Genomic DNA, 25,710 nt, shown 5'->3' on the forward strand with positions numbered 1-25,710 from the left:
CCGGATGCTGTCCGAGCTGCGCGAGGGCCTGACCACCACCCAGGCATAGCCCCGCACGCCTACGGGGCCGCGGTCGAGGGCCGCGGCCCCCGGTCCCGCACGGAGCACCCCGCGTCGGCCGCTCAGATGCTCCGTCCGCTGAGCCCGTCGCGGATCTTGTCGATGAACCCGACTCCGGGGTCCAGGACGCGGTTGGCCGGCGGCCGGTCCGGCGCGCTCGGGTGCGGCCGCGTCGGCGCCGCGGCCTTCGACTTGAGCACCCGCGACCCGAGCTCCTCCAGTTCGTCGGTCGAGCACGCGGCCCGCAGCCGCGGCAGGAGGCGCGTCTCCTCCTCCTGCACGTGATGCCTGATCTCCGATATGAGCTCGGTCAGGTGCTTCTCGAAGTCCGGGTCGCCCGGGCCGCTGCGCTCAAGCCGCTTCATGAGCGCCTCGACCTTGCGGTGGTCCTCGACTATGACGCTGATCAGGTCGGTGCCCTGCGCCCCGGCCGAATCCATCGGGCCCCTCCAAACGCGGTCGGGAAATACGGGTCGGCGCGTCGTGTACCCGAGTCCACAGGGGCGAAACGCGGTTCAGCCGCGGCGACCGACTCCATGGCGGCCGGGTCCTCGAGGTCGGCCGGGCGGGCTGGTGTCGGCCTCGCCCTGGCGGCGCCTCAGCCGAGGGAGTCCAGCAGTTCGCGGCACGCCTGCTCGCAGGCGCGGCACTCCATGGCGCACCTGGCGCAGTGCATCATCGCCGAGTGCTGCTCGCACAGGTCGCCGCACGACTTGCAGGCGGCCATGCAAGCCCGGAGCACGGCCCGGGTGACGTCGGCATCGTATCCAGTGCGCCGGGACAGGACCTGGCCGGTCGCGAAGCAGATGTCGGCGCAGTCGAGGTCGGTGCGGACGCATTCGGCCAGCGAGGCCACGTCGCCCTCGCTCAGGCACGCGTCCGCGCAGGCGGTGCACGACTGGGCGCACGAGTAGCACTTCTCGATGCAGTCGGCGAGCTTCGCCCGGTCGATGCCTCCGAGATCGGCCGGGTAGGTGTCGAGCATTTCTGACGCGGTGGTCACGGTGGTTCCCCTCTCGTCGAGCTTCGCCGAGAGCGTTCCCCCGTTCGAGCCGCCTTAATCGGCCGAAGTCGATTCCTCCGCGTGCGGGAGCGGGGTGGTGACGGCGGCGACGGCGACTGCCAGCGGAACGAGCGTGGACAGCCACAGCACCAGTTGGAATGAGCCGGTCCAGGAGTAGAACAGCGAGTACAGCACGGGGGCGAACGCGGTCCCGCCGACCGTGACCGCGCCGACGGCGCCCCGGATCGCGCCGATGTGCCTGGTCCCGAACAGCTTCGGTGTCATGCCGCCCTCGATGGCGCGGAGCGCGTTGCCGGCGGCGCCGATGGCCATGCCGAATCCGATGGCCGACCAGCCCGGCGCCACCGCCGTGCCCCAGGCGACGGCGAGGGCGAAGAAGACCATCGAGGCGGCCAGCAGCAGGCGCGGGTTGGCGCGGTCGACCAGGTAGCCGAGGCCGAGGGTGGCGGCGGTGCCGGCGATGGTCTGGGGCAGGAAGTTCGCGGCCGCCTCGGTCGCCGACAGGCCCCGCTCCCCCAGCAGGGCGATCTGGTGGAAGCCGATGGCGGTGCCGAAGAACCCGGCGGTGGCGACGGTCGCGCACAGCACCCAGAAGTAGGGGTGGCGCATGGCCCGGCCGCGGGTCATGCCCCATTCGGCCTCGGACCGGGAGCCGTTGGCGGGGTCCCCGTCGACGAACTGGCCGAGGTCGGCCGGGCGGTTGCGGACCAGCACCAGCGCCATCGGGACGACGACGACCGCGATCAGGGCCGACTCGACGAGCATGGCCGTGCGCCAGTCGGTGGCGGCGATGAGCCGTTCGAGGACGACCGGGGAGATCGAGATGACGGCGGTGCCTGCGGCCGCCTGGATGCCCAGGACGGTGCCGCGCCGCTTCTCGTACCAGCGGGAGACCAGCGTCATCGCGCACAGCCCGAGCGCACCCTGGCCGAGCATGCGGATGCCGACGAACCCGGCGCCGAGCGCGATGATGTTCTCCGCGAACGCCAGCCCGGTCAGGGCGAGGGCGAAGGCGCCGCCGATGACGGCCATGCTGCGGCGGGTGCCCCACCTGTCGACCGTGCGGCCGATCCACGGCAGGGCGAAGGCGCCGACCAGGGTCCCGATCATGTAGGCGGTCGAGATGACGGTGCGGCTGACCCCGATCTCGTCGATCATCGGGTCGAGGAACACCGAGATCGAGGCGGTCTGGCCGGGGAAGGTCAGTCCGAGCGCGATCGTGGCGACCACGACCATGCGGGGGCCGGAGAAGCGGGTGCGGACGGCGTCGGGCGCGGTGGCGGTCACGTGGTGGGGCTCCAGGAGGTGCGGGCGGATACTTGCCGGGCGGCTAGGGACCGCTTTCCAGACTAGAGCGGGAGCGTCCGATCGCCCCCGCCGCTCGTCCCACCGATCGGGTAAAGGTGGCCGACTTCACGTCCGCTCGGCCGCGCGGGTCCTCCGGCGGAAATGGCGATAACGACCTCATTCCCGGCGAATCGGAGTATGCAGATATCGGGCGGCGGTGAGCCCGACGTCCGACCTCGCCGGGCCCGGAGGGAAGCGACATGACTGAGCTCGACGGCGACGAGCGCGCTGAGCTGGAGCGGCTGCGGGCGCAGGCCGCGCGGGGCGGGCCAGGCCCCGCGCCCTTCATCGCCGCGCTGGCCGCCCACCGCGTCGCCGTCGAGGTCGGCCTCGTCATCGCCGCCGCCGGGGCACTCGTCCTCTGGCGCCACCCGGGCGTCGCCGGGACACTGTGGACGTCGGTCGTCCTCGCGGTCCTGGTGGTCGCGGTCGAACTGGGCGGCGGATCGGGGCCCGGGCCCGGTAGCGCCCGGGCGAGGGCCGGGACAATCGGCGAAATCCAGCGCGGGCCAAACGCGGAGAATAGTCTCATTGCGAAGCGGCCGTATTCGCCGCCCGTGATCCAGGGGGAGGACCATGAGCAATCTGTTCGTCATCGGGTTCAATGACGTCAGCGCCGCCGAGCAGGCCCGCGAACGCATCATCGGACTACAGAAGCAGCAGCTCATCGAGCTCGACGACATCGTCGTGGTCGAGAACCGGGACGGCAAGGTCAAGCTCCGCCAGATCCGCAGCACCACCGCGGCCGGAGCGGCCGGCGGGGCCGTCTGGGGCGGCCTGATCGGCCTCCTGTTCTTCATGCCGCTGCTCGGCATGGCCGTCGGCGCGGGCGCCGGAGCGCTCAGCGGCTCCGCCGCCGACCTGGGAGTCGACGACAACTTCATGCGCGAGCTCGGCCAGAAGCTCGAACCCGGCAACGCCGCCGTCTTCGCCCTGGTGCGCAAGGCCACCAAGGACAAGGTCCTCGAAGAGGTGGCCGACATGCGCGGCTGGGTCATCCAGACCTCGCTCAGCACCGAGGACGAGCGGGAACTGATCGCCGCGCTCGAAGGCGCCGCCAAGTAGCGCGTCTGGCGAACGCGGCCCGCCCGCTCGGCGGGCCGCGCCCGGGCGTCACACGGCCAGCGGCCGGTCCACTTCGATCCGGTCGTGCTCGATGAGCCAGCGGACCGATTCGAGCACGGCCTGCGCTGGCCGGTACCGGGGCGCGTACCCCAGGAGCGAGCGCGCCTTCTCGATGCTGAAGCACTGGCTGCGGTAGAGGTGCTCCCAGCTGGTCTGGGCGAACTCCTCGGTGGTGTGGGCGCGGAACTGCTCCCACGTCACCGTCTCCAGGACCGCCTCGCGGCCGAACCAGCCCGCTCCGGTCTCCGCGAACCCGCGGACGTTCAGGGCCGTGGGCGCGACGACGTTGAAGTCCTCGCCTCCGGCGGCCTCGCGGTCGCCGATCGCCAGCTCGAACGCCTGGGCGACGTCGTCGGCGTGGACGTGGTGCATCAGCTCGGCGCCGATGCCGGGGACGCGGAGCGGGAGCCCGGCCGAGAGGGCGCCCCAGACCGCCGTGTCGAGGTTGCCGGTCGGTCCGATGGGAACCCAGCCGGGGCCGACGATGTGCCCGGGGTGCAGCGAGGTCGTCACCAGCCCGCCCCCGGCGGTCTCCCCCTTGAGCATCCGCGCGATGCGGTCCTTCTGGACGCCGTATTCGCCGACCGGTTCGGTCTCCTCGCCTTCGGCGATGGGCACCTCGCGGCTTGGGCCGGAACGCCACACCGAGCCGCAGTGCAGCAGGTGGCCGGTCTCCCCGCGCAGCCGCTCGACGAGGGCCGCGGCCGATTCGAGGGTGAAGCACACCAGGTCGACGACGGCGTCCGGGCGCAGGCGCGCCACCGTGTCGCCGAAGACGCCCTCGGCGTCCTGCCGCTCCCGGTCGGCCTCCACCTGCTCCACCTGCCGCCATTCGGGAGCGTCGGTGTAGGCCGCGCGCTTGCCGCGGCTGATGTTGACCACCTCGTGGCCCGCGCGGACGAGCCGCGGGACCAGGAACGTGCCGATGTGTCCGCTGCCGCCGACGACGACGATCCTCATATCGCACCTCTGCTCATGGGGCAAGTGTGCCAGGCGTCGGCGGCGGTCGGCAGGCCCTCGCCGACGGGTGAGCCGTTCCAATCGTTTGCGCGCGCAGCCCTGCCGGGCTGCCGGAACCGGGACCGGGCATCGACGAACTGCCCGTATGTGCCAGGTCGCGATGGGTGGACATGTTCGAACTCGTTTGCAAACGGTTGCGTCAAAAGTCTTGACGTCCAGAAAGCCCTTTCCTTAGACTCATCGACATACATCTATCCTCACCTCTCACGATTAAGGAGATCGAGGCGATGAGAAGAAAAGTCGCACGGCGACTCGCGGCGGTCCTGACGGCCACGGCCGTGGCCGCGACCGGTCTGGCCCTGTCGATACTCCCGGCATCGGCGGCGACTGGAAGCGCCACCGGATTCGCGACGCAGAACGGCGGGACCACCGGCGGCGAGGGCGGGGACACCGTCAGCGCCAGCACCGGCACCGAGATCCATGAGGCCCTGTGCAGCCGGGCCAGCTCCAGCACCCCGATCATCATCGAGGTGTCGGGGACGATCAACCACGGCAACACCAGCAAGGTCTCGGGCGACAGCTGCAACACCGCTGACGACGTGATCGAGATCAAGGAGGTCAGCAACGTCACGATCGTCGGCGTCGGCGGCGGAGCCGTGTTCGACCAGATCGGCATCCACCTCCGCGAGTCCAGCAACATCATCATCCAGAACGTGACCGTCCGGAACGTCAAGAAGTCCGGATCGCCCACCTCCAACGGCGGCGACGCCATCGGCATGGAGAGCAACGTCAGCAACGTCTGGGCCGACCACCTGACCCTGGAGGCCTCCGGCGGTGAGGACGAGGGCTACGACGCCCTGTTCGACATGAAGAACAACACCGAGTACGTGACGCTGTCCTACAGCATCCTGCGCAACTCCGGGCGCGGCGGTCTGGTCGGCTCCAGCGACAGCGACACCGGAAACGGCCCTGTCACTTACCACCACAACCTGTACCAGAACATCGACTCCCGCGCGCCCCTGCTGCGCGCCGGCACGGCCCACTCGTACAACAACCACTTCGTGGGCATCGTCAAGTCCGGCATCAACTCCCGGCTCGGCGCCGAGATCCAGGTCGACAACAACTACTTCGAGGACTCCAAGGACGTCCTGGGCACCTTCTACACCGACGAGATGGGCTCGTGGGAGGTCAACGGGAACATCTACGACAATGTGACCTGGTCCTCCGACGGCAGCGACAACCACCCCGCCGGGCCGAACCCGCAGTCGACCACGTCGGTGAACATCCCGTACTCCTTCGACCTCGACGACGCCGGCTGCGTTCCGGACGTGGTCAGCCAGACGGCCGGGGCGAACAAGGGCAACCAGGTCTCCGACGGCAACTGCTCCGCGGAGCCGCCGACCGATGACCCGACCACCGACCCCGACGACCCGACCACCGACCCGACCGATCCCCCGACCGGGCGATTCGAGGCGGAGGACTCGTCGGCGACCTGCGAGGGGACGATCGATTCGAATCACTCCGGGTTCTCCGGCTCCGGATTCTGCAACACCGACAACGCGACGGGTTCGGCCGCCCAGTTCACGATCGACGCCGATGCGGGCGACGCCACCCTCGACATCAGGTACGCCAACGGCGCCGCCGACAACCGGGCGGCCGACATCGTGGTCAACGGCAGCGTGGTCCATTCGGACGTCGCGTTCGAGCCGACCGGGGCGTGGAACAGCTGGTCGACCGTCACCGTGACCGCACCGGTCAACAGTGGTGACAACACGGTCCGACTGGTAGCCACCACCGGTGGCGGGCTGGCGAACATCGACTTCCTCGATGTCGATGTGGCGGGCGCGGACCCCGACCCTGACCCGACGACTTCCTCGCCGCCTCCCAGTGGTGACAACCTCAGCATCGGGGCGGGCGCCGACGGCTCCAGCAAGGCCGGCGGGACCAGCTACGGCAACGTGATCGACGGCGACATGGGCTCCTACTGGTCGCCGACCGGCTCGACCGGCCGCATCTCGGTCAAGTGGGGCTCCGACGTCACCTTGTCGTCGATCAACATCCGCGAGGCGTCCGGCGCCGAAGGCAACATCGGCTCCTGGCAGGTCGTCGACCACGACACCGGCGAGGTCCTGGCCACCGGCAGCGGAGCGGGCGTGATCACCTTCTCGGCGCACACGCTCAGCAAGATCAACTTCGTGATCACCAGCTCGAACGGCACCCCGCAGGTCGCCGAGTTCGAGACCTTCGCCGGTTAGGAGGCACGGCGATACCGGGCGGCGGGGCGCGCACGCGCCCCGCCGCCTTCCTGCTAGGCCGCCCCGACCGAGGTCGGCCTGAACAGGGCCACGGCACTGTGGACCACGTCCAGCATCTGGTCGATCGTCGCCCCGCGCGGGTGCTTGACCTCCAGTTGGGCGTTCACGGTCGCCACGGCCGCGTCGAGCGTCCGCAGCTCGTCGCGGGTGAGGTAGTTCTTCGCGACCCGCGACGAGACGGCGGTGAAGGCCCCGTCGAGCCTGCGGTCGCCGTCGAGCTGCTCGCGGGTCTCGCGGATCATTCCGGCGGTCATCCCGAACAGTCCCGTGTAGAGGGAGTTCTGGACCAGCCGGTAGTGCTCGGCGACCGCGCCGCCGAGCTTGAGCGAGTGCAGCACGCCCCGGTAGTCGTCCCGCTCCTGGAACCGGGCGAGGCGCGCGGCGTCGAAGCGCCCTGTCCGAGATGAGGACTCGGCGGCCACCAGATACCTGCGCACCCGCTCGGCCACCGGCGAGTCGGTCAGGAGCTGCGCGGCGGCGAGGATGGCGCCGCGGCTCCACACCGTGAGCCGCGATGCCCGGACCGCCTGGGCCGGCAGCGAAGCCCGGTACCGGCGCTGGAAGGACCGGAGCTCCTCGCCGCGCAGCTCGATGAGCCCGGCCGCGCCCAGCTCGCGCCGGTGGTACCGCAGCAGGCGCGCCACGGCCCGGGGAGTCACCTCGTAGAAGTGCGCCACCTGCTCGGTGGTGGCGTGGACGCCCCCGGACAGGTAGGCGAGCAGCCCGACCTTGTCGAGGGCGTCGACGTGGCGGCCGAGCCGCGGCAGCGGCGACGCGGCCGGGGCGCGCCGGTCGGCGCGGGGGATTCGTTCGGATCGGGTTGGGATCTGCTCGGTCTGGTCCATCCGGACCCACCTCCGTGCGAAGTCGAGATCGCCTGTACCCACCTATTTTAGATCACGTGTACGACACACTGTCGTCGTCGGACGGCCTCGCGGTACCGTCCGCGGACGTTCCGCGAGGGCGAGTCGCACCGCTCCGTGCGGTCGGCGATCCGCCTAGCCCAGTCGCAGATAGATCCGGATGGTCGTGCCTTCGGAGCAGGTGTGCATGCGCAGCAGGTCGACGATCTGGTTCACCAGCACCAGGCCGCTGCCGTGGTCTCTGGGGTCGACCGAGGGGAGCCGTCCGGCCAGGGGATCGGTGATGTGCCCGGAGTCGCTGATCTCCCAGACCAGATGCGACTCCTCGGTCCAGATCCGGAAAATCCCGCTCCCCCCGCCGTGCAGGATGCTGTTGCGGATCAGCTCGGTGACCGCGATCTCGAGGTCGACCAGCCGGAGCGCGGGCAGGCCCACGCTGCGCCCGTAGGAGATGGCGAACCATCGCGCGTTGTCGATCGTGTCCGGGCCGGCCGAGCGCTCGATGGCCCGCCGCGGATGCGGCTCGAGCGGCAGGTTGTAGTCGGTGAGGATCCGATCGGGATCGTACCGGTCGCTCGGGCGTCGCCCGCTCCGGTCGATCAGGACCGGATGCGTGGCCCCGGCGTCCTCGATCGCGCGCGGGCCGAGCCCTTCGGTGTCATAGGGGCACAGCTTCGTGACGGACCGGCCCGTGAAGGCGCGGTTCAGGAGCGCCTCGTGCTGGACGCACGCCGGATACTCCACTTCGGTGCGTCCGGGCCAGATGGGCTCGCCGATGATCCGCACCCGGCTCCGCGGGTGCGCGTCGACGAAGGAGCGGAGGACGCCGGGGATGATCCGGCCCGGGTTGGCGCCCGCATCGGCCATGTCGATGAGCTCCACCCGGTCCGCCGACGGGCCCAGGGCGCGGCGGATCGATTCGAGGTTGTGCTTGGGCACGGCGGCCGCCACCGGTTCGTCTGCCGCGAGCGCAGCGTCGATGAACGGAATGGTGCCCGACAGGAATTCTTCGCGGTTCGAATAGAAAAGCGCCGGATGCTTGAACCCGCCCTTTGTCTCACAGACGGCCGCAGCGCTCATTGCTCTCCTTCGGACGTGTCGCGGTCATGCCGCCGTACCACAGACCCCAGGCGCACCCCGACGCCTCGGCCCGTGGCCCGTCGCAAGGCATGTTCCCAGTCGCCGTCGCACCTCAAACATAACGCTCCGGCGCGCTAGGGGGCAATTCCCGAGCGCCCGGGAACCGGCCGCAATTCGGTCCAGGGGCCGGGAGGGTCGGCCAGGAAGAACCGCATGACCTCCAGCAGGCGGCTGCCCGGCTGGGCGCTCCAGTGCGCCGCGTGCGGATCGGGCGGGCCCGCGAGGCGCCCGACCGCCCAGTGCAGGTGGTGCCACAGGACGCGGGCGGCCCAGGCCGGGTCGCTCTCGCCGAGGTACCCCTCGATCGCGGCCGGGACCGCGCGCAGCGGGAGCTTGGCGAACTCGGCGGCCGGATCGGCCCAGGCCGCGTCGCCCCAGTCCAGAATTGCCGCCAGCGTCTCGGTCTCCGGATCGGCGAGCAGGTTGGTGGGGGCGATGTCGCCGTGGATCAGCCGCGCGGTCGGCGCGGCCGGGCGGTGGGGGTCGAGCCGGTCGAACCAGCCGACGAGCCAGTCGGCGAGGTCGGCGCTCAGGTATCCGGCCCCGGCCAGGCCGTCGATGTCGAGACGGGGATCGGCGGCCCGGTCGACCGGCACCCCGGGCAGGGACTCGACACGGTCGTGGAGGGCGGCCAGCTCGGCGCCGAGCCGCCGGTACACCGGCCGCCAGCGCCGGTCGCCCGCGGCCGCGGGCAGGCCCGGAGTGGTCCCGACCGCGCGCTCGAGGACCATGTACGGGACCTCCAGCAGGTCGTCGTCGAAGGCGACCAGTTCGGGGGTGCGGACCCCGGCGCGCAGCGCCGCCGGAATCACGATCGACTCTTTGCGCAGGTCGTCGGCGTTCTCGGGGCGGGCGACGCGCAGGACCAGGTCGCCGCCGAGGAAGTAGACCCGGTTGGCGACGCCCTGGCTCGGCGCGGCGGCGACCGCACCGGGGTCGACCCCGTGGCGGCAGGCGATCTCGGCGATCGCTTCGGTGGACGGCATCGGGCAACGCTACGGCCGCCGCTCGCGGCCCGCAACGCCGTTTCCGCAGGGCGATCCCTACGGAGTGACGATCGCGAAGTCCGGGTCGGGCCGGTCGGTCAGCGCCAGGAGCCTCTCGAGCGCGGCCGGGTCCCCTGCGTACTCGACGCCGTCCAGGCCGCGCCCGTCGAGCAGGCCCAGCAGCCGCGGTTTGGTCAGAGTCAGGGACAGGTCCGCGCCGCCGGTGTCGCCTCCGTCGGCGCGCCAGTGGATGAGCGCGCCGTTCGACAGCTGCGTGCGGTAGTGCTCCTTGAGGTCGGTCAGGTCCCAGTCGATGGTCAGCGAGACCTCGGCGGCGCGGAGGCCGTCGAGGCGGATCGCGATCGAGTCGAACACCTGGGTCACGGTGAGCGCGTGCGCCATGCTGGAGGCGGCCATCGGGACCGGCATGACCTCGCCGCGCAGTTCGGCCGCGCCCATGAGGTAGCAGTTGCGCCAGGTGCCGTTCTCGCAGGAGTGCCCGAGCCGTTCGAACACCGAGGCCAGCGCCTCCTTGGCTTCCTGGTGGCCCGGTTCGGCGAACACGGCGTGCTTGAGCAGTTGCGCGGCGAACCGCGGGTCGTCGGCGTCGACGTAGTCGCGGGCCTTCGCCAGGACGGCGTCGATCCCGCCGATGGTCTCGACGTAGCGCCTGGCGGTATCGACCGGCGGGTGCTCCCACAGCGACGCCGGGTGCCCGTCGTACCAGCCGAGGTAGCGCTGGTAGATCGCCTTGACGTTGTGCGAGAGCGAACCGTAGTAGCCGCTGGTGTTCCACGCCCGGTCCAGCTCCGGCGGCAGCTCCATGTCCTCGGCGATCTCGAGCCCGGTGGCGCCCTGGTTGATCCGGCGGAGCGTCTGGTCGTGCATGTAGGCGTACAGGTCGCGCTGCTCGGAGAGGTACCGCGTGATCCTCTCCCGGCCCCAGGTCGGCCAGTGGTGGGAGGAGAACACGACGTCCGATTCGGACGCGTACAGCTGGATCGCCTCGTTGATGTAGCGGGACCAGACGCGCGCGTCGCGCACCACCGCGCCGCGCAGGGTCAGGATGTTGTGCATGGTGTGGGTGGCGTTCTCGGCCATGCACAGCGCCCGGTGCCCGGGCAGGTGGAAGTTCATCTCGCTGGGCGCCTCGGTGCCGGGGGTGAGCTGGAAGACCAGGCGGACCCCGTCGACGGTCTCGGTCTGGCCGGTGGCGGTGACGTCGACCGTGGGCGGGACGAGCGCGGGCGTGCCCCAGGAGGCGGCCTGGCCCAGGCCCATGCCGACCGGTCCGGCCGGGCCGGGTTCGAGGCCGCCGGCCGAGTAGTAGTAGCCGCGGCGCAGCATCGCGGTCCCGGCGTAGACGTTCTCGACCACCGAGTGCTCCATGAACTCGGCCGGGGCCAGGATCGGCACGTCGTCGGTCTCGGGGTCGATCACGCCGAGCACGCCGCCGAAGTGGTCGATGTGGGAGTGGGTGTAGACCACTCCGGTCACGGGGCGGTCGCCGCGGTGCTCGCGGTACAGGCCGATCGCCGCGGCCGCCGTCTCGGTCGAGATCAAGGGGTCGACGACGATGACGCCGCGCTCGCCCTCGATGAGGGTCATGTTGGACAGGTCGAGGCCCCTGACCTGGTAGACGCCGTCGGTGACCTCGTAGAGCCCTTGGCGGGCGCACAGCTGCGACTGCCGCCACAGGCTCGGGTTCACCGTCTCGGGAGCGTCGCCTTCGAGGAAGTCCCAGGCGGCGCAGTCCCAGACGACCCTGCCGTCCTCGGTGCGGACGACGCCGGGCTCGAGGCGGCCGATCAGGCCGCGGTCGGCGTCCGCGAAGTCCTGCGAGTCCATATCGTTTCCCATGGATCCCCCTGTTTTGCGTGGATGGTTCAGATCGTCACCGGTGAGAGCGCGAGCACCAGCGCCGACCCGGCCAGCGTCACCGCCGAGAGGACGATCAGGAGCTTCTTGGTGCGCAGGCGCCTCACGCGCGTGGCGACGCCGGCGAAGAACAGCGACAGCGCGAGCGCGACGGCGGTCAGGACGTAGTTGTCGGAGCGCTGGTTGGCCTGCCGGGCCTCGGCCGACAGGTCTTCGGCCCCGGTCACGAGGTCGGCGGCCCGCTGGTCGGCATCGAGGCGGTATTCGTCCATCTCGAAGGGCGTGCCGGGCGCGTCGGGGCTGACCAGCGGCCGGGTCTCCAACCATGCTTCCATCGCCGGTCGGAACTCGTCGCGGAACCGGGAGTACAGGAAGCCGGACAGCTCGTCGGGGTCGGGGGTGTAGGAGCCGTCCGGCCGCACCGAGGGGTCCTGCGCGATCTCTGCCTGGAGGGCGTTGAGCCAGGAGGTGAAGGAGATGACGTCGGTCAGGCGCTGCTGCCCGGCCTGGGCCGCGGCCTTGCTCGACTCGATCCGGGAGGCGCTGGCCTGGGCGTACGAGTTCGCCTGGACGCCGCCCCATTTGGCGCTCTGGAATCCGGCCCAGGCGGTGCCGACCGCCGCGAGCGCCATGATGATCGCCAGGGCCAGCTCGATCCAGCCCGGCGCGCGCTCGCCCGAGCCGCTCTCGGGCGCCTCCCGGTCGCTCACCAGCTCAGAGTAGATTCCCGAGGTTCGCTCGTCCCCGGATTCGGCCGAATACGCGCCGACGGACGCTTCCCGTGGTTTCCCCGGTCATGCGGCCGCCGGTTGTCTAACGTGAACTTTCATGCGGAAGGCTGTTCCCAGAGGAAGACGGCTGCCGCCGTGGGCGCGCTACGCGATCGTCTGCCTGGCGCTGGCGGTCGCCTACGCCGCCGTCCCGGTCCGCGAGGGGCCCGACGCGGCCGTGCTGTTGCGGTGGACGCTCACGATCGCCATGCTGGCGGCGATCGCGATCGCCATCCGCTGGCAGGCGCTGCGCCAGCTGCGCGAGCCGGACGCGCCGGTCGGCGGGCTCGTCGTCGGCATCGTGGCGGGGCTGCTGGTGTTCGCCCTGACCGACTTCGTCATCGCAGCGCACCGGCCCGGCGAGTTCTCCGGGCTCGAGACGCGGGTGGACGCCCTCTATTTCGCGATGACCACGCTGGTGACGGTCGGGTACGGCGACATCACCGCGCAGGGCCAGACGGCCAGGGCGGTGCTGACGGTCCAGATGGCGTTCAACGTGGTCGCCCTGGCCGGCTCGGCTTCGCTCCTGGCCAGGCGCTTCGCCGACCGGGCGGCCCGCCCCCGGCGGACCGCCCGGCGAAGCGACTAGGGAATCAGGACGGTCTTGCCGCTCAGCTTCCCGGCGGCGGCCTCGTCGTGGACCGCGGGCAGCTCGGCCAAGGGGCGCCGCTGGGCGACCTCGAGCCGCAGCTCGCCGGAGTCGACGGCGGCGACCAGCTCGGCGAGCCGGTCGGCGTCGCTGCGGACCTCGACCTGCTCGACCCGCACGCCGCGCTCGGGGTTCTCGGGCCCGGGAGTGGTGGCGCTGACGAACACACCGCCGTCGGCCACGAGGTCGACCAGTCTCGCGGTCTCCTCCGGGCTGGTTCGCACGAGCTGCAGTACCGCGTCGAACCGCTGTCCGCTCAGCGCGTCGAGGACCGGAGTCTCGGTGTAGTCGACGACCCGGTCGGCGCCGTAGGAGCGGGAGCGGTCGCGGCTGCGCGCGCTGCCGGTCGCGGTCACAGAGGCCCCGGTCCGCGCGGCGAGCTGGACGGCGTACCCGCCCACGCCGCCGCCGGCGCCGTTGATCAAGACGCTTTGCCCCGCTTTCAGGCCGGCGTGCTCGTACAGCGCCTGCCGCGCCGTCAGCCCGGCCACCGGCAGTCCCGCGGCGTCGGCGAGGTCGACGCCGCGGGGTGGGGCGGCGAGCAGCTGCGCCGGTGCGGCGACGTACTCGGCGGCCGCGCCCGGTTCGGTCGGCGGCAGGAAGGCCACGGCCTCGTCCCCGACAGACCATCCGGTCACGTCCGGGCCGACCTCGGTGACCGTGCCGGAGACGTCGACGCCCGGGGTGTGCGGCAGGGAGACGGCGAACAGCTCCCGCACGATGCCCGCGCGGATGGCGACGTCGAGCATGTTGAACCCGGTGCCCGCCACCCCCAGCACCACCTGTCCGGGACCGGCCTGGGGCCGGTCGGCCTCTTCGTGGACCAGGACGTCGCTGTCGCCGTGGGAGTGGTATCGAACTGCTTTCATGTTTCCTCCTCGAAGATGTGCTTCGAATTCGAAGCATGACTCCACCGTAATCTGCTTCGAATTCAAAGCACAAGTGCAGGAGGCGGTGACCTCGCGCACAATGCTTCGAATTCGAAGCAGGTAAGATCGGGGGATGTCCGACCACGAGTCCCACGCCGCCCCGGTCGACCCCGTGCTCAGCCCGGGGCAGCTTGAGACCTACTTCGTGTTCACCGAGGCCGCCGACCTGCTCCAGCACCAGATCGAGCGGCAACTGCGCACCGACGGCGGACTCAGCACCGTCCAGTTCCAGATCCTGGGCCGCCTCTCCGGCGCCGAGGGCGGCCGACTGACCATGACCCAACTGGCCGACCTCGTCGTCTACAGCCGCAGCGGCCTGACCTACCAGGTCGGGCTCCTGGAGAAGTCCGGCCTGGTCAACCGGGGGCCCAGTCCCGACGACGAGCGCTCCACACTCGTGGCTGTCACCGATCGGGGACGGGCGCTCTTCGGCCGCATCCTGCCCGACCACGCCCAGAGGGTCTACGACATGCTCTTCGACCCCCTGTCCGATGAGGACGTCGACTCGCTCCGGGAGGTCATGACCCGTGTCCGGGACCACGTGCGCGCCCTCCCGCCCCGCTCCGCCGCCCCCCGCAGGCGGCGAGCCGATCCGGGCCCGCAAGGCTAGGCTCGCCGACATGGTCAACGAACAGATGCGCGAGAACTGGAACGCCGGCGCCGCCGGATGGGTCGAGAACGAGGCGATCTTCGACGCGGTGTTCGCGCCGGTGACCGCCGCGGTCCTCAAGGCCGCCGAGGTGGAGCCCGGTCACCGGATGCTCGACGTGGGCTGCGGTTCGGGCACCCTGCTCGCCGCGGGGACCGGGGCCGGAGCGTCCGCGGTGGGCGTCGACATCTCCGAGGTGATGGCCGAAGCGGCGCGCCGCCGGGTACCCGAGGCGGACGTGATCGTGGCGGACGCGCAGGTCACCGACCTGCTCGAAGCGGTCCCCGGCAAGCGGTTCGACCGCGTGGTCTCCCGCTTCGGCGTCATGTTCTTCGACGACCCGGTCGCCGCCTTCGCCAACATTCGCCGGGCCTGCGAGCCCGGCGCCCGGATGGTCTTCGACTGCTGGCGGACCGAGGAGGAGAACCCCGTGTTCACCGCGGGGTCCAGTGTCATCCTCGAAAGGCTCGAACCGCAGCCCGAGCCGAGCGATCTTAACGCCCCCGGCCCCACCGCGTTCGCCGACGCCGACCGATTGGCTTCGCTGCTGTCCGACGCCGGGTGGGAGTCGATCGGCATTGCCCCCTTCGATTTCGAATGTGACTACGGCATCGGCGGCGGCGACGGCGTGGAGGAGCGCCTCGCCTCGATCCTGGGTTCGGGAGTCGGCCGCCTCGCGAAAGAGCGGCTGCAACCCGAACTGGGACCGGAGGGCTGGGAGGCGCTCCTCGACGAGGTGCGGGCCGAGCTGCGAGGCCACCTCGTGGATGGCGTCGTGAAGTTCCCCGGCGCGACCTGGCTGGTGACCGCGACCAACCCGTAGCCGAACGGCCGGGCGGGCCGAGGCCTGCCCGGCACTCCGTTCAGACGACGTCGCGGCGCTTGATCAGCATGAAAGTGATGGCCGCGAAGACGACCAGATAGGCGGCGACGACCCCGGCGGCGGCCGGGCCCGAGAGGGCGTCGAACACTCCCGGTGTCGCGGTCGCTCCGCTCGACGAGGCGCCGACCGCTCCGGCGAGGGAGCCCGCGCTGGACCCCGGCAGGACGTCGGTCACCGCCTCCAGGCCGTCGATGAGGTTCGCGACGCCGCGCAGCAGGTTCTCCACCGCGAGCGTCCACAGCAGACCCAGGCCGACGCTCAGCGCCGGTCCCCGGGTGAACGCGCCCAGGAACAGGCCACCGGCGGCCCACATGCCGAGCACCAGGAACGTCGCGCCCACCGAGGCGGCCATGTCGCCGAAGGCGGGCCAGTCGATCGCCTGCGACTCGAGCCCGGCGACCCCGGCCGACATGCCGAGGACGACGGCGGCGCTGACCAGCACCAGGACCGCCACGCACGTCCCGATCGCGGCCACCATGCCGCCGGTGGCGGCGGCCCGGCCCGGGCCCTGGGTGAGGACCGTTTTCCATGTGCCCCAGCCGTAGGCGCTGCCGACGGCCAGCGCGGCGAAGATCATGACGACCGCGCCGCCGAACATGGGCGTCCCGGCGATCAGAAGCTCCGGCGCGGACGAGGGCAGCATCGAGGCCAGGATCTCCCCGGCCGGTCCGCCCTGGAACGCGTCCGGGTCCTCCGAGCGGTAGGCGATGTAGGGGAATACGAACGAGAAGAGGATCTGGAGGGTGAGCCACACCCCGGTCAGCACCCAGGTAACCGGCCACAGCATCAACCGCCGCAGTTCGGCCCTGGCCGAATCCGTCCAAGCTTTCATTTCTCCGCCTCCGTCATGGTCAGGAACACGTCTTCGAGGGAGCGCTCGCTCACGGACACCGAATGGACGTCGATATCCGAGGCCACTAGCCCACGGACAAGAGTCGGGACGTCGATCCCGTCGGCGTCGGCGGCCAGCACGGTGCGGCCGTCCTCGTCGTCGGTGAGCTCGACTTCGCCCGTCGCGGTGCCGGTCAGCACCTGCACGGCCTTCTCGATCGGCTCGGCGTGGACCTTGAGCATCCGCGCGCCGCGCAGGTCGGACACGGTCCCCTCGTAGGCCAGCCGCCCGCCGACCACGACCCCGACGCGGTGGCAGAACTGCTGCACCTCGGCCAGCAGGTGGCTCGACAGCAGCACGGTCTGCCCGTCCTCGCTCAGGTCCTGGATCAGGCGGCGCATGGAGGCCATCCCGGCCGGGTCGAGCCCGTTGGTCGGCTCGTCGAGCACCAGTAGATCGGGCCGCCCCATCAACGCGGCCGCGACCCCGAGCCGCTGCTTCATCCCCAGCGAGTAGGTCCGGAACCGGTCCTTCCCGCGCGAGGCCAGTTCCACCCGCTCCAGAGCCTCCTCGGCCTCGCCGCGCCCCAGTCCCCGGTACTGGGCGATGACGCGCAGGTTCTCCAGCCCCGACAGGTACGGGAAGAACCCCGGCCCCTCGACGAGCGAACCGGTCCGCCGCAGCGAATCGGGACTCCCCGGAACCATCCCGTGCACGAGCGCGGACCCACCGGAGGGCTTCACCAGCCCCAACAGCATCCGCAGAGTCGTGGTCTTCCCGGCCCCATTGGGCCCGAGAAACCCGTACACCTCCCCGCGCCTGACGGAAAGACTCACCTGATCGACGGCGATGTGCTCGCCGTAACGCTTCGTCAACCGATCGGTCGACACGATGTTCGCATCCATGCCCCCGATGCTCGATCCCCAGCACCGAACCGGCATCAGCGCCAGAACGTATATCCGGATCAACGATCTGGGGTATGAGCACGCAGGATACAACTATGTCAATTAATTCGAGTGAGTACCACTTTGGTGCCGAAATGGCGATAGGCGATGAGCCCGACACGAACGAATGTGATGGTCCCCCAGATGCCGATCAGCGCCAGAACGGAAAGATGTTCGTCGACAATCACAAGGGCCCAAAGAAGGCCGCCGAGAATTCCAAGCTCCAAGTACGCCATATGCCTTCGACGGTAGAGCTTCCATTGCCGGCTGCTGAGCTTGAAGATCACCCTCATTGTTATCGCCAGGAATACTGATTCAAAGATGAACATAGCGGCCAGATCGATATTGAAAGGGCGGTGCCATGCATCCACCAATGCTTCGAAGAGGATTCCGAAAGCGGCTGCCGGAGCGGCTCCCAGTATAAGGCTCCAAGAGATCGCGAGGCCTATCCCTGTGTACTTCGCCGCAGCGGTGAGCGCTCCAAAGACTCGTACCAACGGCCGACCGGCATCCGAAGACTCGCGCGGTCGACCGGCGTCGAGTTCGGCAGCGCGTCCTGTCTCGCGCTCCCGTGGGGGAGAGACCTCCTTGCCGTCCGGCTTTCCCGACGCCGTGGGCCGGGATTCGGAGGCGACGGCAGCGCCTTCGAGATGCCGGTCGGGCTGGCCGGGCACCCGGGCCATGCGGATGGGCTCCCGACAATCCTGCATGCTCAAAGTCGGGGTCTGCTTCGATCCAGCGGTTCTGAATCGCTCCTGGACGAACGTGGCCAGGTCCTGGATTGAGACCTCGCCATCCTGGTTCATGTCGGCCGAGCCGTCCCGCAGGCCCTCGACGATCGCGCCGGAGAACGGTGACGGGCCCGCCGTGCCCGAGTCGGATTCGAACTCCGAGAATTCCTCGTAGGCGTACTCCAGGGAGGTCGTGGCAGTGAGCAACGCGCGGCCGTACCCCACGCCAAGCTCGCTCAGATCGACCGTTCCGGTCGCGCCCGAACGCGTTCGTCCTCCGAAGGGGAAGGCCCCGCTGTAACAGCAGTCGAGGGTGATGACGATGCTCTTGGCCCTGGATCGGCATATGAGGCTGTCCAGGTCCCCGGCCGAGATCGCCGTTGCGACCGGCTGGTCGCGATCGGAGTCGCTCACGATGAAGTAGAGCTGGTTGTGCTCGTCCTTCCAGCCATGGAGCGAAAGGTGCAGCAGTAGGAGCTCGTCTCTTCCGGCGTCCTTGAAGAACGACTCCAGCGCGCGTTCGGCAGAGCTCTTGTCCACATCGGTGAGGTACCGGACCTCGAACCCTCCGATCTCCGGGTCGCCGAGCACTCCGTTCAGCTCTTCGACGTCGGCGCGCGCACCTGGAAGCGGGTCGAATCTGGGATCGTGGAATTGGCTGCATGCGAGCAGGAGCGCTCGCCGGCGACTACTGCTCATGGCGGCGAATGAACGCCTCCGAGACTTCCTGCTGCATCTTTTCGCTGACAGCGTCCAAGATCATCTCGTCATCGCCGATCTTCAGGTGGATGCGGCCGGAACGTCGGCGTCCGAGCCAGTCTCGGAGCAGGCGGATGAGCTCGCGGACAGTCATGGTGCCCAGTAGTAGGAGGAGTGCGCCGACTTCGACTGATCCGGCACTCCGGGTGCCGGCTGGAGCGGATGCCGGAGCGGGGCGGGCCACACGCTCGATTCCGTAATATGTAAGATCATCGATCAGATACTGGAGAGCGGTTTCGACTTCCTCGGGGTCCCCGCCTATCAGATCGAGACGGACTTCTACTGCGTTGTAGTGTTCGGACATTCCGTTTCCTGGAAAAGGTGCTACCAAAACGAACGTCTCCACCCGGCGTAGTCCGGACGACTCAAATGACCGTCTCGTCTTACTGGAAGCGGGAGGAGTGAAGTGACTGGAATTCATCATAGGGCAGCTCGATTCGGGCCCCGAAGGGTCTTTGGCTGCTCAGTAGTACTTACTAAGCGTGTTCCCATGGAACTTGATCGACGGTCTCTTTTTGTAAGTATTATTTCCGGATCAGTCGCCATTGCAACATGGTCCTATAGAGAATCGTCGATGTCCGGCCGGATCCTCGGCGCCGATTCGGGAACCGACACGGGACAAGTGGAAGCCTGAGACTCGACCCGATTTGCCCCGTTCGGTGATTCCCCTCCACTGGGGCCGGTCGGCCCGAGTCCTGCCCAGGCTGGCGCGCGGTGTGTGCATTCCGCCCGCAGGTCCGTCGCGTAGGGCCTCGCAGGCGCTCCGCGCCCTCGGCGGTGGCTGCTCCCGGGACACGCTTCCGGCGTCTTCACCGGATCTGCCAAGTCTGCCGGAGCGGTCCTGATCATCGTCGGCGGTGCCCGAGGACACGCCGTGCCGCCAGTTGCGCCTCGGCCTCTGGCTCCTCGGCTTGGGGGGCCGGGCGAAGGACGACCGAGCCCTCCAGATCATCGACGTGTTCAAGCGCGGCAAGGCCGAGCAGCCGTTCAAACCGATCGATACCGCCCGGGGCCTCAAGGGTCGCGGCGCGTCCGGGCGCGCCGCATACGGCTTCCGCTTCCAGATGAACAAGACCAGCGCCGCCGAGCGCGTCATGACGATCGACAGCGGGGGACGGCGGTTCACGGCGTTCCAGCAGCGGTGGAACGACGTGAAGATCGAGCACCGCGGCGACACCGAGAACTGGATCTGGGAGGAGAACCCCGACACTGCGTACTACGCCTCGACGGTGGCGGTCCGGCTGCCGATGCCCAGCACGTTCGTGTGCGTCACGAAGCGGTGGCGGGGAGCCGTCTCAGGCTTCGTGGGCCAGGACACCACTCTGGAGCACCACCGGTTCAACCGCGAGTATCTGGCATTCGCCGAGCATGCGCGATTCGGCCACGACATCCTCCACCAGGGGCTGATGGACTGGGTAATGCTGAGGCAGCCCCCTGTGGGCACCTTCCTGGTCGTCGCCGACGGCTGGTGCTATATCTCCAAAGAGGACATATTCAAGTCCGCCGAACTCGACGAACGCCTGAACCTCTTGAACGAGTTCGCCGCGCTCATCCCCGACCACGTATGGAACGTCGACTACGGCCTCGCCCCGAAAGACATCCCCTGAAAAGAACCGCAGCACCCAGCAGCAGTTGAGCCCGCATCGCCCGGGAGTCCACCAGCCCCGATTGGTACGGGAAGAACCCCGGCCCCGACGATTCATCCCCGGGGATCGGTGTATCGAGTCCGCTCGGGCAAGCCCGCTTCCTCTCGGAAGGCGTTGTCGGTGAGGCTCTGGTTGCGGTCCGGGTCGAGTTGGTCCGGTGTGCTCGGATCGTCGTCGTGGTCGTACTCGAGACCGGTCGCCTCGTATTCACCTTCAAGTTGGCCCTCGTCGGGCCCATATCGGGAATCGAGCTCGTCCGAATCGAAGTCATTGCGGAAGAAGTCGTAGGCGTGGACCGACTCGTGGAATAGGATCGCCGAACTCGGCGTCGCCGGCAGCGATTCTTCATACACCTGCTGCTGCGGACTGATTTCGATATCGATGTGATCGACTTGGTGATTGATGCCGGGTCTGGGTACCGAATCGGAAGCTCCCGATCCATCTTCCGTTTCGGAGATGGTGAGGTGGTGTTCGAGCGGTCCTGGAGCGGTATCGTGGAGGTCGTCGAGTTCGGCGAGCATCTCTTGGCCGACCGGGGAGGCCGTGTACATGTTCAGATCGGCTTCGATGCGCGCGATGAACTCCGGGGAACCGTCGATCTGGATCCAGCTCGGCGGGTCGGAGATCTCGACCGTCACCGTCTCGCCGCCATGCACCTCGTCGACCCCCTCGGCATAGACCGTGGTACCCGTTTCGGGGTCCCCGTCATGGTCATCCGCGTACACCCGGTCGTCGCCATCGCCCGCGTAGACGACGTTCTGGCCCTCTCCGGTGATGATCAGGTCGTCGCCGGTTCCGCCTGACACGGTGTTGTCGCCCGAACCGGCGTGAATGAGACTGTCGGCGCTGCCGCCCTCAATATAGTTGTCACCGTCACCAACGGAGATCGTGTTCTCGCCGCCGATCGCGTAGATCAGGTTGTTGCCGTCCCCGGCCCGAACGTCGTCGGCCGCGCCGTGGGTCTCGATGTTGTTGTCGCCGCTTCCGGCAGAGACGTAGTTGCTTCCGCCGTCGACCTCGATCGTGTCGTTCCCTGACCCTCCGATCACCCGGCTGTCGCCGCCGCTTCCGATGTCGACAATGTCGTCGCCGGCACCCGCCAGGATGTTCACCTCGACGTTCGTGCCCGGTGGTACTTGGATGTCGTCGTTGCCGTCACCGGTGCGAATGGTGATATCCGCTCCCGGCGGAACCGGGAACGCACGGCCGTCGCACACCACCATCGGCACGCCGAGCATTGTCTGCATGACCTCGATCGAATTGTCGCCGTCGCCGGCGTTGAAGATCCATGTGCCGTCGACCAGCATCCATCCGGCGCTATCGGCTTCCACCGGGGTGGTGAATACCTGGTCGAACTGGTCCGAGTCGACCCACTCCCAGCGGTCGGCAATGTTCTCGATCACCTCCAGGTGCGCTTCGAAATCGCCTTTGACTCCTTGGACCGCCTCAACGAAGGAGTCGTGGATGTCCCTGCCGTCCCTCACGAAGTTCCCGTGGGTCGTCCGGTCCGATTCGGTCTCGAGCGTGACGACCAGTCCTTCAGTGGTCCATTGAGCGTCAAGGGTCCCGATGATGTCGGTCAGGAGGCTGTTCAACTGCGATTGGTGGCTGGTGATCTCACCGGATATGTCATCGACCGTGGTTCCGACCGCCTCGCATTCGGCCTGGAGGGCGTCCAGGTCCCTGAGGTATTTTCCGTGGTGCTCCTGCCAGGACTGGGAGTCTTGGCCTTCCCAGTCGTCCACGATCGGCTTCACCGCGTCCAGGCGGGACTCCATTGCGGCGTAGAGGTCGGTGGAGAGTCCGCGCCAAGCGTCGGCGGCCGCGATGAGCGGCGCGGCCTTCGCTTCGAGCGTGAAGAACGAAGTGTTCATCGTCTGCGTCTCTGTCATGACGTGTCCTTCGCGGTCGGGCGGCTCTTTGGTGTCAGTCTTGATCGAGCCCGCTGAAGTCGGTGGCGGCCTGATCGTCGGCGTCCTGGTACGAGAACGCGGTGCCGATCAAATCGTCGGACTCCTGCTCGATCGCCGTGGTGAGACGCTCGACCGCGCGTCCGGCGGCTTCGGCCAGGTCGTGATGTGCCAGAGCGGCTTCGGCGCAGGACGAGTACTTGCCGAAGTCGGCATGATCGACGTAGAAGTCCTCGCGTGCCGTGCTTATCGCGGTGAATTGATCTTGGGCGATGCCGATGAACTTCTGACCGGTTCCGGCGATCTCTTCGGGGTCGACATTGATCGCGTCACTCATCGTTCCGCCTAACGTGGGAAGGATCGAAGTCATTCGCAGAGTCGTTGCGTCGGGGTGAACTCACGGGGAGCGGGTCCGGGGTTCCGTGGGGTTGGGCCGGTACGCATCTTCGGATTCGGCCGAGTGCGAGCCGGGCTCCTGTGAGGAGGCCGTACGTGCGCACGGCTTCCAGTCCGTACTGGCTGCACGACGGCACATACCGGCAGGTCACGGGCATCAGTGGAGCGAGCGTCCGCTGATAGAGCCGGATCGCGGCGATCCCGAGGAGTCTCGGGATCGACCGCCAAGGGCCCGAGCGCGCCCGAGCCTCTGGCGGTATGTCCAATGGTGTGAGCGTCTTCATCGTGCACCTTCCCGGCCGCGGCTCACTTGACCTTGGGGCTGGTGTGCCACGACAGCCAGGTGACGAGGATGGTGATGATCATTCCCAGCACGAACACGCCGATACCCGCGCCCGGACCGCCTGCCGCGGCGAAGATGAAACCGGCGATACCCGAGACGATCAACCCGATAATGAACGTACCGGCGGCGAAGCAACCGCCTTCGGCGTTGAAGCATGCGGCGTCAGTGCCGGACCACCCTGGCGGCCTCGGGCCCTTCCTCATTGATTCCTCCCGTCGGATCGGCGCATCGGTCCGTCGGCCCGGCTGCGAATCGAGTTCGGCCGTCTCGACTCCACCGATGTTGGGACGGAACATGATGCGGCGCCAGGCCAGGTGACCGGCCATATTTGGCCGGTGGAGTTGACCTGCGAGAACGTGTTCGTTCTTATTGGCGGTGATGGATGTCGCCAGGTGGTCTCGGAGCAGCTCGTGCCGAAACCGGTAGAGCTCTCCGGCGCGGCGCATCTCAGTAGTATGGGAGCAGTTGCCGTGCGAGCCGAAAGCCATCTCGGCCGGACCATCCACATGGCCGAGGAACTTGATCTTGCGCACATCTCGTTCAGATTCCCGCCGAATCCAACCTATCAAGAATTCCTTGGTGGACGTTCGGAACCGTGGTCTCCAACAGGTGTGACTTGACATCCTCAAGAGTAAACTTGTCTACAGGAACACCACCTTGGCCACTGAGATCGGCTCCGGTGCTGAGCATGATCTCGATATAGAATTCGCCATCTCGCGCGATTATTCAGAATGTATCTCCGCTATAGGAGCCGTGAATGAAGTGGCTTTCATCCCATGCTCCCGAAAGTTCAGCAGGTTCGTCGATGAATTGACTGGAATCGGCTTCAGCGGCCGCGACCAGTTCCGAGTATCGATCTGAAGCCTCTTCTTCATCCGGGCTCGCGCCGACTCCGAAAGAAACTATTCCGATGGGAACGATACTGGTGGTCCAGAGGGCTGTTGCCCCACAAATCGTAAGATCGTCTCGAGGGGGCGTCCGGTCGTCAAAGTTGCGAAGTCCGGACTCGCTGAATCGATAATACTGCATGGATTCCACCAGATCCATGATGTCGCGCTCGAACACGTCGCAGCCAGTCCAACTGCTGACTTCATCGGATACTTCAAGAGAAGTCGTATCGTCACTGACGGCCGCATCATCATTGATAGTCTTTTCGTCGGTTTCAGTAGCGGATGGGTCGGTATCCTCATTATTCGAAGCTGTGGAGCATCCAGCGATTTGCATCGCCACGAGAAACAAGGTGGAAATCGGAAACAACTTGGCAGGGAAATTCATTGTGACCTCGATGCGTGAAGGGTACGAACTGGAGCGGTATCGAACCTCGACGGTATCTATATTTCGTATCTTGATATATATAGTGTTGCGTGGATATCGCCTGCCAGGTAGTTCGATTCTCCCTTCGCCGACCTCCTCGAAGGCGAAATCGAGATTTTGGCGGCAGTGTCATTCGGTTTCACCGAGATCAATCGCTCGCAACTGACTTGAATCGTCAAACCAAGCGAATACGTTCCCAGAAGTCGCGCCCACGTAATCGGGGAACACTGTCATGTCCTTGATTTCCACCTCCTCTCCATCGGCGTTGCATGGCATAGAGTTGGGAACGGACCGGGAGTTCGAAGCCGGGCTTGCTGGAACGACGCGTTTCGGTTCCACTGAAACCCATTCTTGGCACCAAAAGGTAAACTCGTCATTGAGAACTTCGACAGCTCCGGTATCGACGTCGAGAAGGTAGTTGTCGTCGGCCAGCCGTAGAAGGTATCTACTGTCGTCTACACGATCAATGAGCTCTGGCGAATCGTATATGACACTACCAAGATCATCATGCTCCCATGTCCAGGTCTCTTCTCCCGTAGCGGGATCGAATCCTGCAATAGCAGTTTCTCCATCGAATCCATAGGATTCTTCGTACCCGAATTTAAACGTGCCATCGGCTCGGCACCAGACTGGAGAGGATTCGGAGAACCGGATCTCGGTCCCGCATGGTCCGACTCCTGATTCTGACCAGATTGTATCGCCGGTGCCGCGGTCGAATGCAGCCATCGTGCGCAAGCTGAGATCTCTCTCAAAGACTCCATCTTGCACCAATTCGGCCTCGGTGGCGATCATTCCGAAAAAGTATCCGTCGTCGGAGAGGTGGATATTCCATCCCATGTTGACATCTACATAGGCGGAATCCACCAGCTCCTCGGCCCGAAGACGCCAACGTTCCTGTCCATCTGTATCCATATACAATACGGAATTGGAGTGCGCTGACTCTGGGAAGAGTCCAGCCGTTATCCACCGTTTGTCGGAGACGGCGACCTGACCATGCATATCTCCGGTCTCGGCGTCGAGTACCATATAGTAGAATTCTTCACTATCGGTTCCCTTTTCCTGCGCTACCAGGCAGACGAATTCTTCATTGTTGTCGCAGAAATGGGGGGAGCGAGCCACCGGTCCGACTGGGATCTCCCAATATGAATCCCCGGTTTCGGGATCCAGCATGGCTATGCTGGGCTCTTCGAAAGAGAGATCAGGATCGTCTACCTTCATTGAGCCATTTCGAGCAAGGCATCATGCGCTCTGAGTGAG

At 67.5% G+C, this 25,710-nt stretch carries 27 protein-coding genes and 1 pseudogene; 7 read left to right on the forward strand and 21 right to left on the reverse strand.

All coding sequences use genetic code 11. The annotated features are described in order from the left end of the window. Positions 1-122: 122 nt before the first annotated feature. The 3 genes from JFB92_RS22770 to JFB92_RS22780 all read right to left on the reverse strand — a co-directional run bounded on the left by JFB92_RS22770 (position 123) and on the right by JFB92_RS22780 (position 2,371). Entirely contained in the window at positions 123-500 is a 378-nt protein-coding gene (locus tag JFB92_RS22770; RefSeq protein ID WP_199043952.1) for a hemerythrin domain-containing protein, read from the reverse strand. Positions 501-658: 158 nt separating this feature from the next. Next, positions 659-1,063, reverse strand: coding sequence for a four-helix bundle copper-binding protein (locus JFB92_RS22775; RefSeq protein ID WP_233163699.1), 405 nt, complete (start codon positions 1,061-1,063; stop codon positions 659-661). Between the two features lie 54 nt (positions 1,064-1,117). Beyond that, positions 1,118-2,371 (reverse strand): MFS transporter, encoded by a 1,254-nt coding sequence (locus JFB92_RS22780; protein WP_199043953.1) that lies wholly within the window; start codon positions 2,369-2,371, stop codon positions 1,118-1,120. Positions 2,372-2,631: 260 nt separating this feature from the next. Here JFB92_RS22780 and JFB92_RS22785 point away from each other — a divergent pair, with 260 nt between their 5' ends. Both JFB92_RS22785 and JFB92_RS22790 read left to right on the forward strand, forming a co-directional pair. After that, positions 2,632-3,039 (forward strand): hypothetical protein, encoded by a 408-nt coding sequence (locus JFB92_RS22785; protein ID WP_199043954.1) that lies wholly within the window; start codon positions 2,632-2,634, stop codon positions 3,037-3,039. Beyond that, positions 3,008-3,496, forward strand: coding sequence for a DUF1269 domain-containing protein (locus JFB92_RS22790; protein ID WP_199043955.1), 489 nt, complete (start codon positions 3,008-3,010; stop codon positions 3,494-3,496). Before JFB92_RS22785 ends, JFB92_RS22790 begins: the two co-directional genes overlap by 32 nt. Before the next feature lie 48 nt (positions 3,497-3,544). Here the strand turns inward: JFB92_RS22790 and JFB92_RS22795 are convergent, their stop codons facing one another. Next, the gene (locus JFB92_RS22795; RefSeq protein ID WP_199043956.1) at positions 3,545-4,516 is read right to left on the reverse strand and encodes an NAD-dependent epimerase/dehydratase family protein; all 972 of its coding nucleotides are present in this window, start codon (positions 4,514-4,516) and stop codon (positions 3,545-3,547) included. Positions 4,517-4,803: 287 nt separating this feature from the next. Here JFB92_RS22795 and JFB92_RS22800 point away from each other — a divergent pair, with 287 nt between their 5' ends. Continuing rightward, the gene (locus tag JFB92_RS22800; RefSeq protein WP_199043957.1) at positions 4,804-6,771 is read left to right on the forward strand and encodes a pectate lyase family protein; all 1,968 of its coding nucleotides are present in this window, start codon (positions 4,804-4,806) and stop codon (positions 6,769-6,771) included. A 53-nt stretch (positions 6,772-6,824) separates the two neighbouring features. Here the strand turns inward: JFB92_RS22800 and JFB92_RS22805 are convergent, their stop codons facing one another. The 5 genes from JFB92_RS22805 to JFB92_RS22825 form a co-directional block, all read right to left on the reverse strand. After that, a complete protein-coding gene (locus tag JFB92_RS22805) occupies positions 6,825-7,676 on the reverse strand; it encodes a hypothetical protein (protein WP_199043958.1) in 852 nt (283 codons plus the stop codon). A gap of 153 nt (positions 7,677-7,829) precedes the next feature. Continuing rightward, positions 7,830-8,774, reverse strand: a complete 945-nt coding sequence (locus JFB92_RS22810; RefSeq protein ID WP_199043959.1) for an anti-sigma factor RsbA family regulatory protein — start codon at positions 8,772-8,774, stop codon at positions 7,830-7,832. Positions 8,775-8,908: 134 nt separating this feature from the next. After that, on the reverse strand, positions 8,909-9,820 hold the full coding sequence (locus JFB92_RS22815) for a phosphotransferase family protein (RefSeq protein WP_199043961.1): 912 nt from the start codon (positions 9,818-9,820) through the stop codon (positions 8,909-8,911). A gap of 57 nt (positions 9,821-9,877) precedes the next feature. Further along, positions 9,878-11,680, reverse strand: coding sequence for an alkyl/aryl-sulfatase (locus JFB92_RS22820; protein WP_199043963.1), 1,803 nt, complete (start codon positions 11,678-11,680; stop codon positions 9,878-9,880). A gap of 26 nt (positions 11,681-11,706) precedes the next feature. Next, on the reverse strand, positions 11,707-12,408 hold the full coding sequence (locus tag JFB92_RS22825; protein ID WP_199043966.1) for a hypothetical protein: 702 nt from the start codon (positions 12,406-12,408) through the stop codon (positions 11,707-11,709). A 118-nt stretch (positions 12,409-12,526) separates the two neighbouring features. Here JFB92_RS22825 and JFB92_RS22830 point away from each other — a divergent pair, with 118 nt between their 5' ends. Next, a complete protein-coding gene (locus JFB92_RS22830; protein WP_199043968.1) occupies positions 12,527-13,057 on the forward strand; it encodes a potassium channel family protein in 531 nt (176 codons plus the stop codon). Here the strand turns inward: JFB92_RS22830 and JFB92_RS22835 are convergent. After that, positions 13,054-13,986, reverse strand: coding sequence for an NADP-dependent oxidoreductase (locus tag JFB92_RS22835; RefSeq protein ID WP_199043969.1), 933 nt, complete (start codon positions 13,984-13,986; stop codon positions 13,054-13,056). The two genes, JFB92_RS22830 and JFB92_RS22835, sit on opposite strands and share 4 nt — an antisense overlap. A gap of 133 nt (positions 13,987-14,119) precedes the next feature. Here JFB92_RS22835 and JFB92_RS22840 point away from each other — a divergent pair, with 133 nt between their 5' ends. Beyond that, positions 14,120-14,656, forward strand: coding sequence for a MarR family winged helix-turn-helix transcriptional regulator (locus tag JFB92_RS22840; RefSeq protein ID WP_199043970.1), 537 nt, complete (start codon positions 14,120-14,122; stop codon positions 14,654-14,656). Positions 14,657-14,666: 10 nt separating this feature from the next. Further along, on the forward strand, positions 14,667-15,518 hold the full coding sequence (locus JFB92_RS22845; protein ID WP_199043971.1) for a class I SAM-dependent methyltransferase: 852 nt from the start codon (positions 14,667-14,669) through the stop codon (positions 15,516-15,518). A gap of 40 nt (positions 15,519-15,558) precedes the next feature. Here JFB92_RS22845 and JFB92_RS22850 read toward each other — a convergent pair whose 3' ends face one another. The 4 genes from JFB92_RS22850 to JFB92_RS22865 all read right to left on the reverse strand — a co-directional run bounded on the left by JFB92_RS22850 (position 15,559) and on the right by JFB92_RS22865 (position 19,148). Then, entirely contained in the window at positions 15,559-16,410 is an 852-nt protein-coding gene (locus tag JFB92_RS22850) for an ABC-2 transporter permease (protein WP_199043972.1), read from the reverse strand. Further along, positions 16,407-17,315 carry an ABC transporter ATP-binding protein gene (locus JFB92_RS22855; protein WP_199043973.1) on the reverse strand — a complete coding sequence of 303 codons (909 nt, stop codon included), beginning with the start codon at positions 17,313-17,315 and terminating at the stop codon, positions 16,407-16,409. Before JFB92_RS22855 ends, JFB92_RS22850 begins: the two co-directional genes overlap by 4 nt. Before the next feature lie 98 nt (positions 17,316-17,413). After that, positions 17,414-18,784 (reverse strand): caspase family protein, encoded by a 1,371-nt coding sequence (locus JFB92_RS22860; RefSeq protein WP_199043975.1) that lies wholly within the window; start codon positions 18,782-18,784, stop codon positions 17,414-17,416. After that, entirely contained in the window at positions 18,774-19,148 is a 375-nt protein-coding gene (locus tag JFB92_RS22865) for a hypothetical protein (RefSeq protein ID WP_199043977.1), read from the reverse strand. The genes JFB92_RS22860 and JFB92_RS22865 overlap by 11 nt, the downstream gene beginning before the upstream one ends. 553 nt (positions 19,149-19,701) lie before the next feature. Here JFB92_RS22865 and JFB92_RS22870 point away from each other — a divergent pair. Next, complete coding sequence (locus JFB92_RS22870) at positions 19,702-20,451, forward strand: hypothetical protein (protein WP_199043979.1); 750 nt, start codon at positions 19,702-19,704, stop codon at positions 20,449-20,451. Between the two features lie 92 nt (positions 20,452-20,543). Here JFB92_RS22870 and JFB92_RS25850 read toward each other — a convergent pair whose 3' ends face one another. The 7 genes and pseudogenes from JFB92_RS25850 to JFB92_RS22900 all read right to left on the reverse strand — a co-directional run bounded on the left by JFB92_RS25850 (position 20,544) and on the right by JFB92_RS22900 (position 25,671). Then, entirely contained in the window at positions 20,544-21,893 is a 1,350-nt protein-coding gene (locus JFB92_RS25850; RefSeq protein ID WP_307789259.1) for a M91 family zinc metallopeptidase, read from the reverse strand. A gap of 294 nt (positions 21,894-22,187) precedes the next feature. Then, positions 22,188-22,382, reverse strand: a pseudogene (locus JFB92_RS27090) (PPE domain-containing protein); the annotation flags it as partial. Between the two features lie 34 nt (positions 22,383-22,416). Further along, entirely contained in the window at positions 22,417-22,737 is a 321-nt protein-coding gene (locus JFB92_RS22880) for a type VII secretion target (RefSeq protein WP_199043990.1), read from the reverse strand. Then, on the reverse strand, positions 22,730-23,080 hold the full coding sequence (yidD, locus tag JFB92_RS26745; RefSeq protein WP_199043992.1) for a membrane protein insertion efficiency factor YidD: 351 nt from the start codon (positions 23,078-23,080) through the stop codon (positions 22,730-22,732). The genes JFB92_RS22880 and yidD overlap by 8 nt, the downstream gene beginning before the upstream one ends. Positions 23,081-23,102: 22 nt before the next feature. Next, positions 23,103-23,672 (reverse strand): hypothetical protein, encoded by a 570-nt coding sequence (locus tag JFB92_RS22890; protein ID WP_199043993.1) that lies wholly within the window; start codon positions 23,670-23,672, stop codon positions 23,103-23,105. Between the two features lie 193 nt (positions 23,673-23,865). Then, positions 23,866-24,414, reverse strand: coding sequence for a hypothetical protein (locus JFB92_RS22895; RefSeq protein ID WP_199043994.1), 549 nt, complete (start codon positions 24,412-24,414; stop codon positions 23,866-23,868). Between the two features lie 168 nt (positions 24,415-24,582). Then, the gene (locus tag JFB92_RS22900; RefSeq protein ID WP_199043995.1) at positions 24,583-25,671 is read right to left on the reverse strand and encodes an outer membrane protein assembly factor BamB family protein; all 1,089 of its coding nucleotides are present in this window, start codon (positions 25,669-25,671) and stop codon (positions 24,583-24,585) included. Positions 25,672-25,710: the final 39 nt, after the last annotated feature.

The organism is Glycomyces salinus (assembly GCF_016428645.1).
Lineage (GTDB): Bacteria > Actinomycetota > Actinomycetes > Mycobacteriales > Micromonosporaceae > Glycomyces > Glycomyces salinus.

Bases quoted from the DNA above. Each gene is read 5' to 3' on its own strand.
- JFB92_RS22770 (WP_199043952.1), bottom strand. From the start codon at position 500: ATGGATTCGGCCGGGGCGCAGGGCACCGACCTGATCAGCGTCATAGTC.
- JFB92_RS22785 (WP_199043954.1), top strand. From the start codon at position 2,632: ATGACTGAGCTCGACGGCGACGAGCGCGCTGAGCTGGAGCGGCTGCGG.
- JFB92_RS22790 (WP_199043955.1), top strand. From the start codon at position 3,008: ATGAGCAATCTGTTCGTCATCGGGTTCAATGACGTCAGCGCCGCCGAG.
- JFB92_RS22795 (WP_199043956.1), bottom strand. From the start codon at position 4,516: ATGAGGATCGTCGTCGTCGGCGGCAGCGGACACATCGGCACGTTCCTG.
- JFB92_RS22800 (WP_199043957.1), top strand. From the start codon at position 4,804: ATGAGAAGAAAAGTCGCACGGCGACTCGCGGCGGTCCTGACGGCCACG.
- JFB92_RS22805 (WP_199043958.1), bottom strand. From the start codon at position 7,676: ATGGACCAGACCGAGCAGATCCCAACCCGATCCGAACGAATCCCCCGC.
- JFB92_RS22810 (WP_199043959.1), bottom strand. From the start codon at position 8,774: ATGAGCGCTGCGGCCGTCTGTGAGACAAAGGGCGGGTTCAAGCATCCG.
- JFB92_RS22815 (WP_199043961.1), bottom strand. From the start codon at position 9,820: ATGCCGTCCACCGAAGCGATCGCCGAGATCGCCTGCCGCCACGGGGTC.
- JFB92_RS22820 (WP_199043963.1), bottom strand. From the start codon at position 11,680: ATGGGAAACGATATGGACTCGCAGGACTTCGCGGACGCCGACCGCGGC.
- JFB92_RS22830 (WP_199043968.1), top strand. From the start codon at position 12,527: ATGCGGAAGGCTGTTCCCAGAGGAAGACGGCTGCCGCCGTGGGCGCGC.
- JFB92_RS22835 (WP_199043969.1), bottom strand. From the start codon at position 13,986: ATGAAAGCAGTTCGATACCACTCCCACGGCGACAGCGACGTCCTGGTC.
- JFB92_RS22840 (WP_199043970.1), top strand. From the start codon at position 14,120: ATGTCCGACCACGAGTCCCACGCCGCCCCGGTCGACCCCGTGCTCAGC.
- JFB92_RS22845 (WP_199043971.1), top strand. From the start codon at position 14,667: ATGGTCAACGAACAGATGCGCGAGAACTGGAACGCCGGCGCCGCCGGA.
- JFB92_RS22850 (WP_199043972.1), bottom strand. From the start codon at position 16,410: ATGAAAGCTTGGACGGATTCGGCCAGGGCCGAACTGCGGCGGTTGATG.
- JFB92_RS22855 (WP_199043973.1), bottom strand. From the start codon at position 17,315: ATGGATGCGAACATCGTGTCGACCGATCGGTTGACGAAGCGTTACGGC.
- JFB92_RS22860 (WP_199043975.1), bottom strand. From the start codon at position 18,784: ATGAGCAGTAGTCGCCGGCGAGCGCTCCTGCTCGCATGCAGCCAATTC.
- JFB92_RS22865 (WP_199043977.1), bottom strand. From the start codon at position 19,148: ATGTCCGAACACTACAACGCAGTAGAAGTCCGTCTCGATCTGATAGGC.
- JFB92_RS22880 (WP_199043990.1), bottom strand. From the start codon at position 22,737: ATGAGTGACGCGATCAATGTCGACCCCGAAGAGATCGCCGGAACCGGT.
- yidD (WP_199043992.1), bottom strand. From the start codon at position 23,080: ATGAAGACGCTCACACCATTGGACATACCGCCAGAGGCTCGGGCGCGC.
- JFB92_RS22895 (WP_199043994.1), bottom strand. From the start codon at position 24,414: ATGAATTTCCCTGCCAAGTTGTTTCCGATTTCCACCTTGTTTCTCGTG.
- JFB92_RS22900 (WP_199043995.1), bottom strand. From the start codon at position 25,671: ATGAAGGTAGACGATCCTGATCTCTCTTTCGAAGAGCCCAGCATAGCC.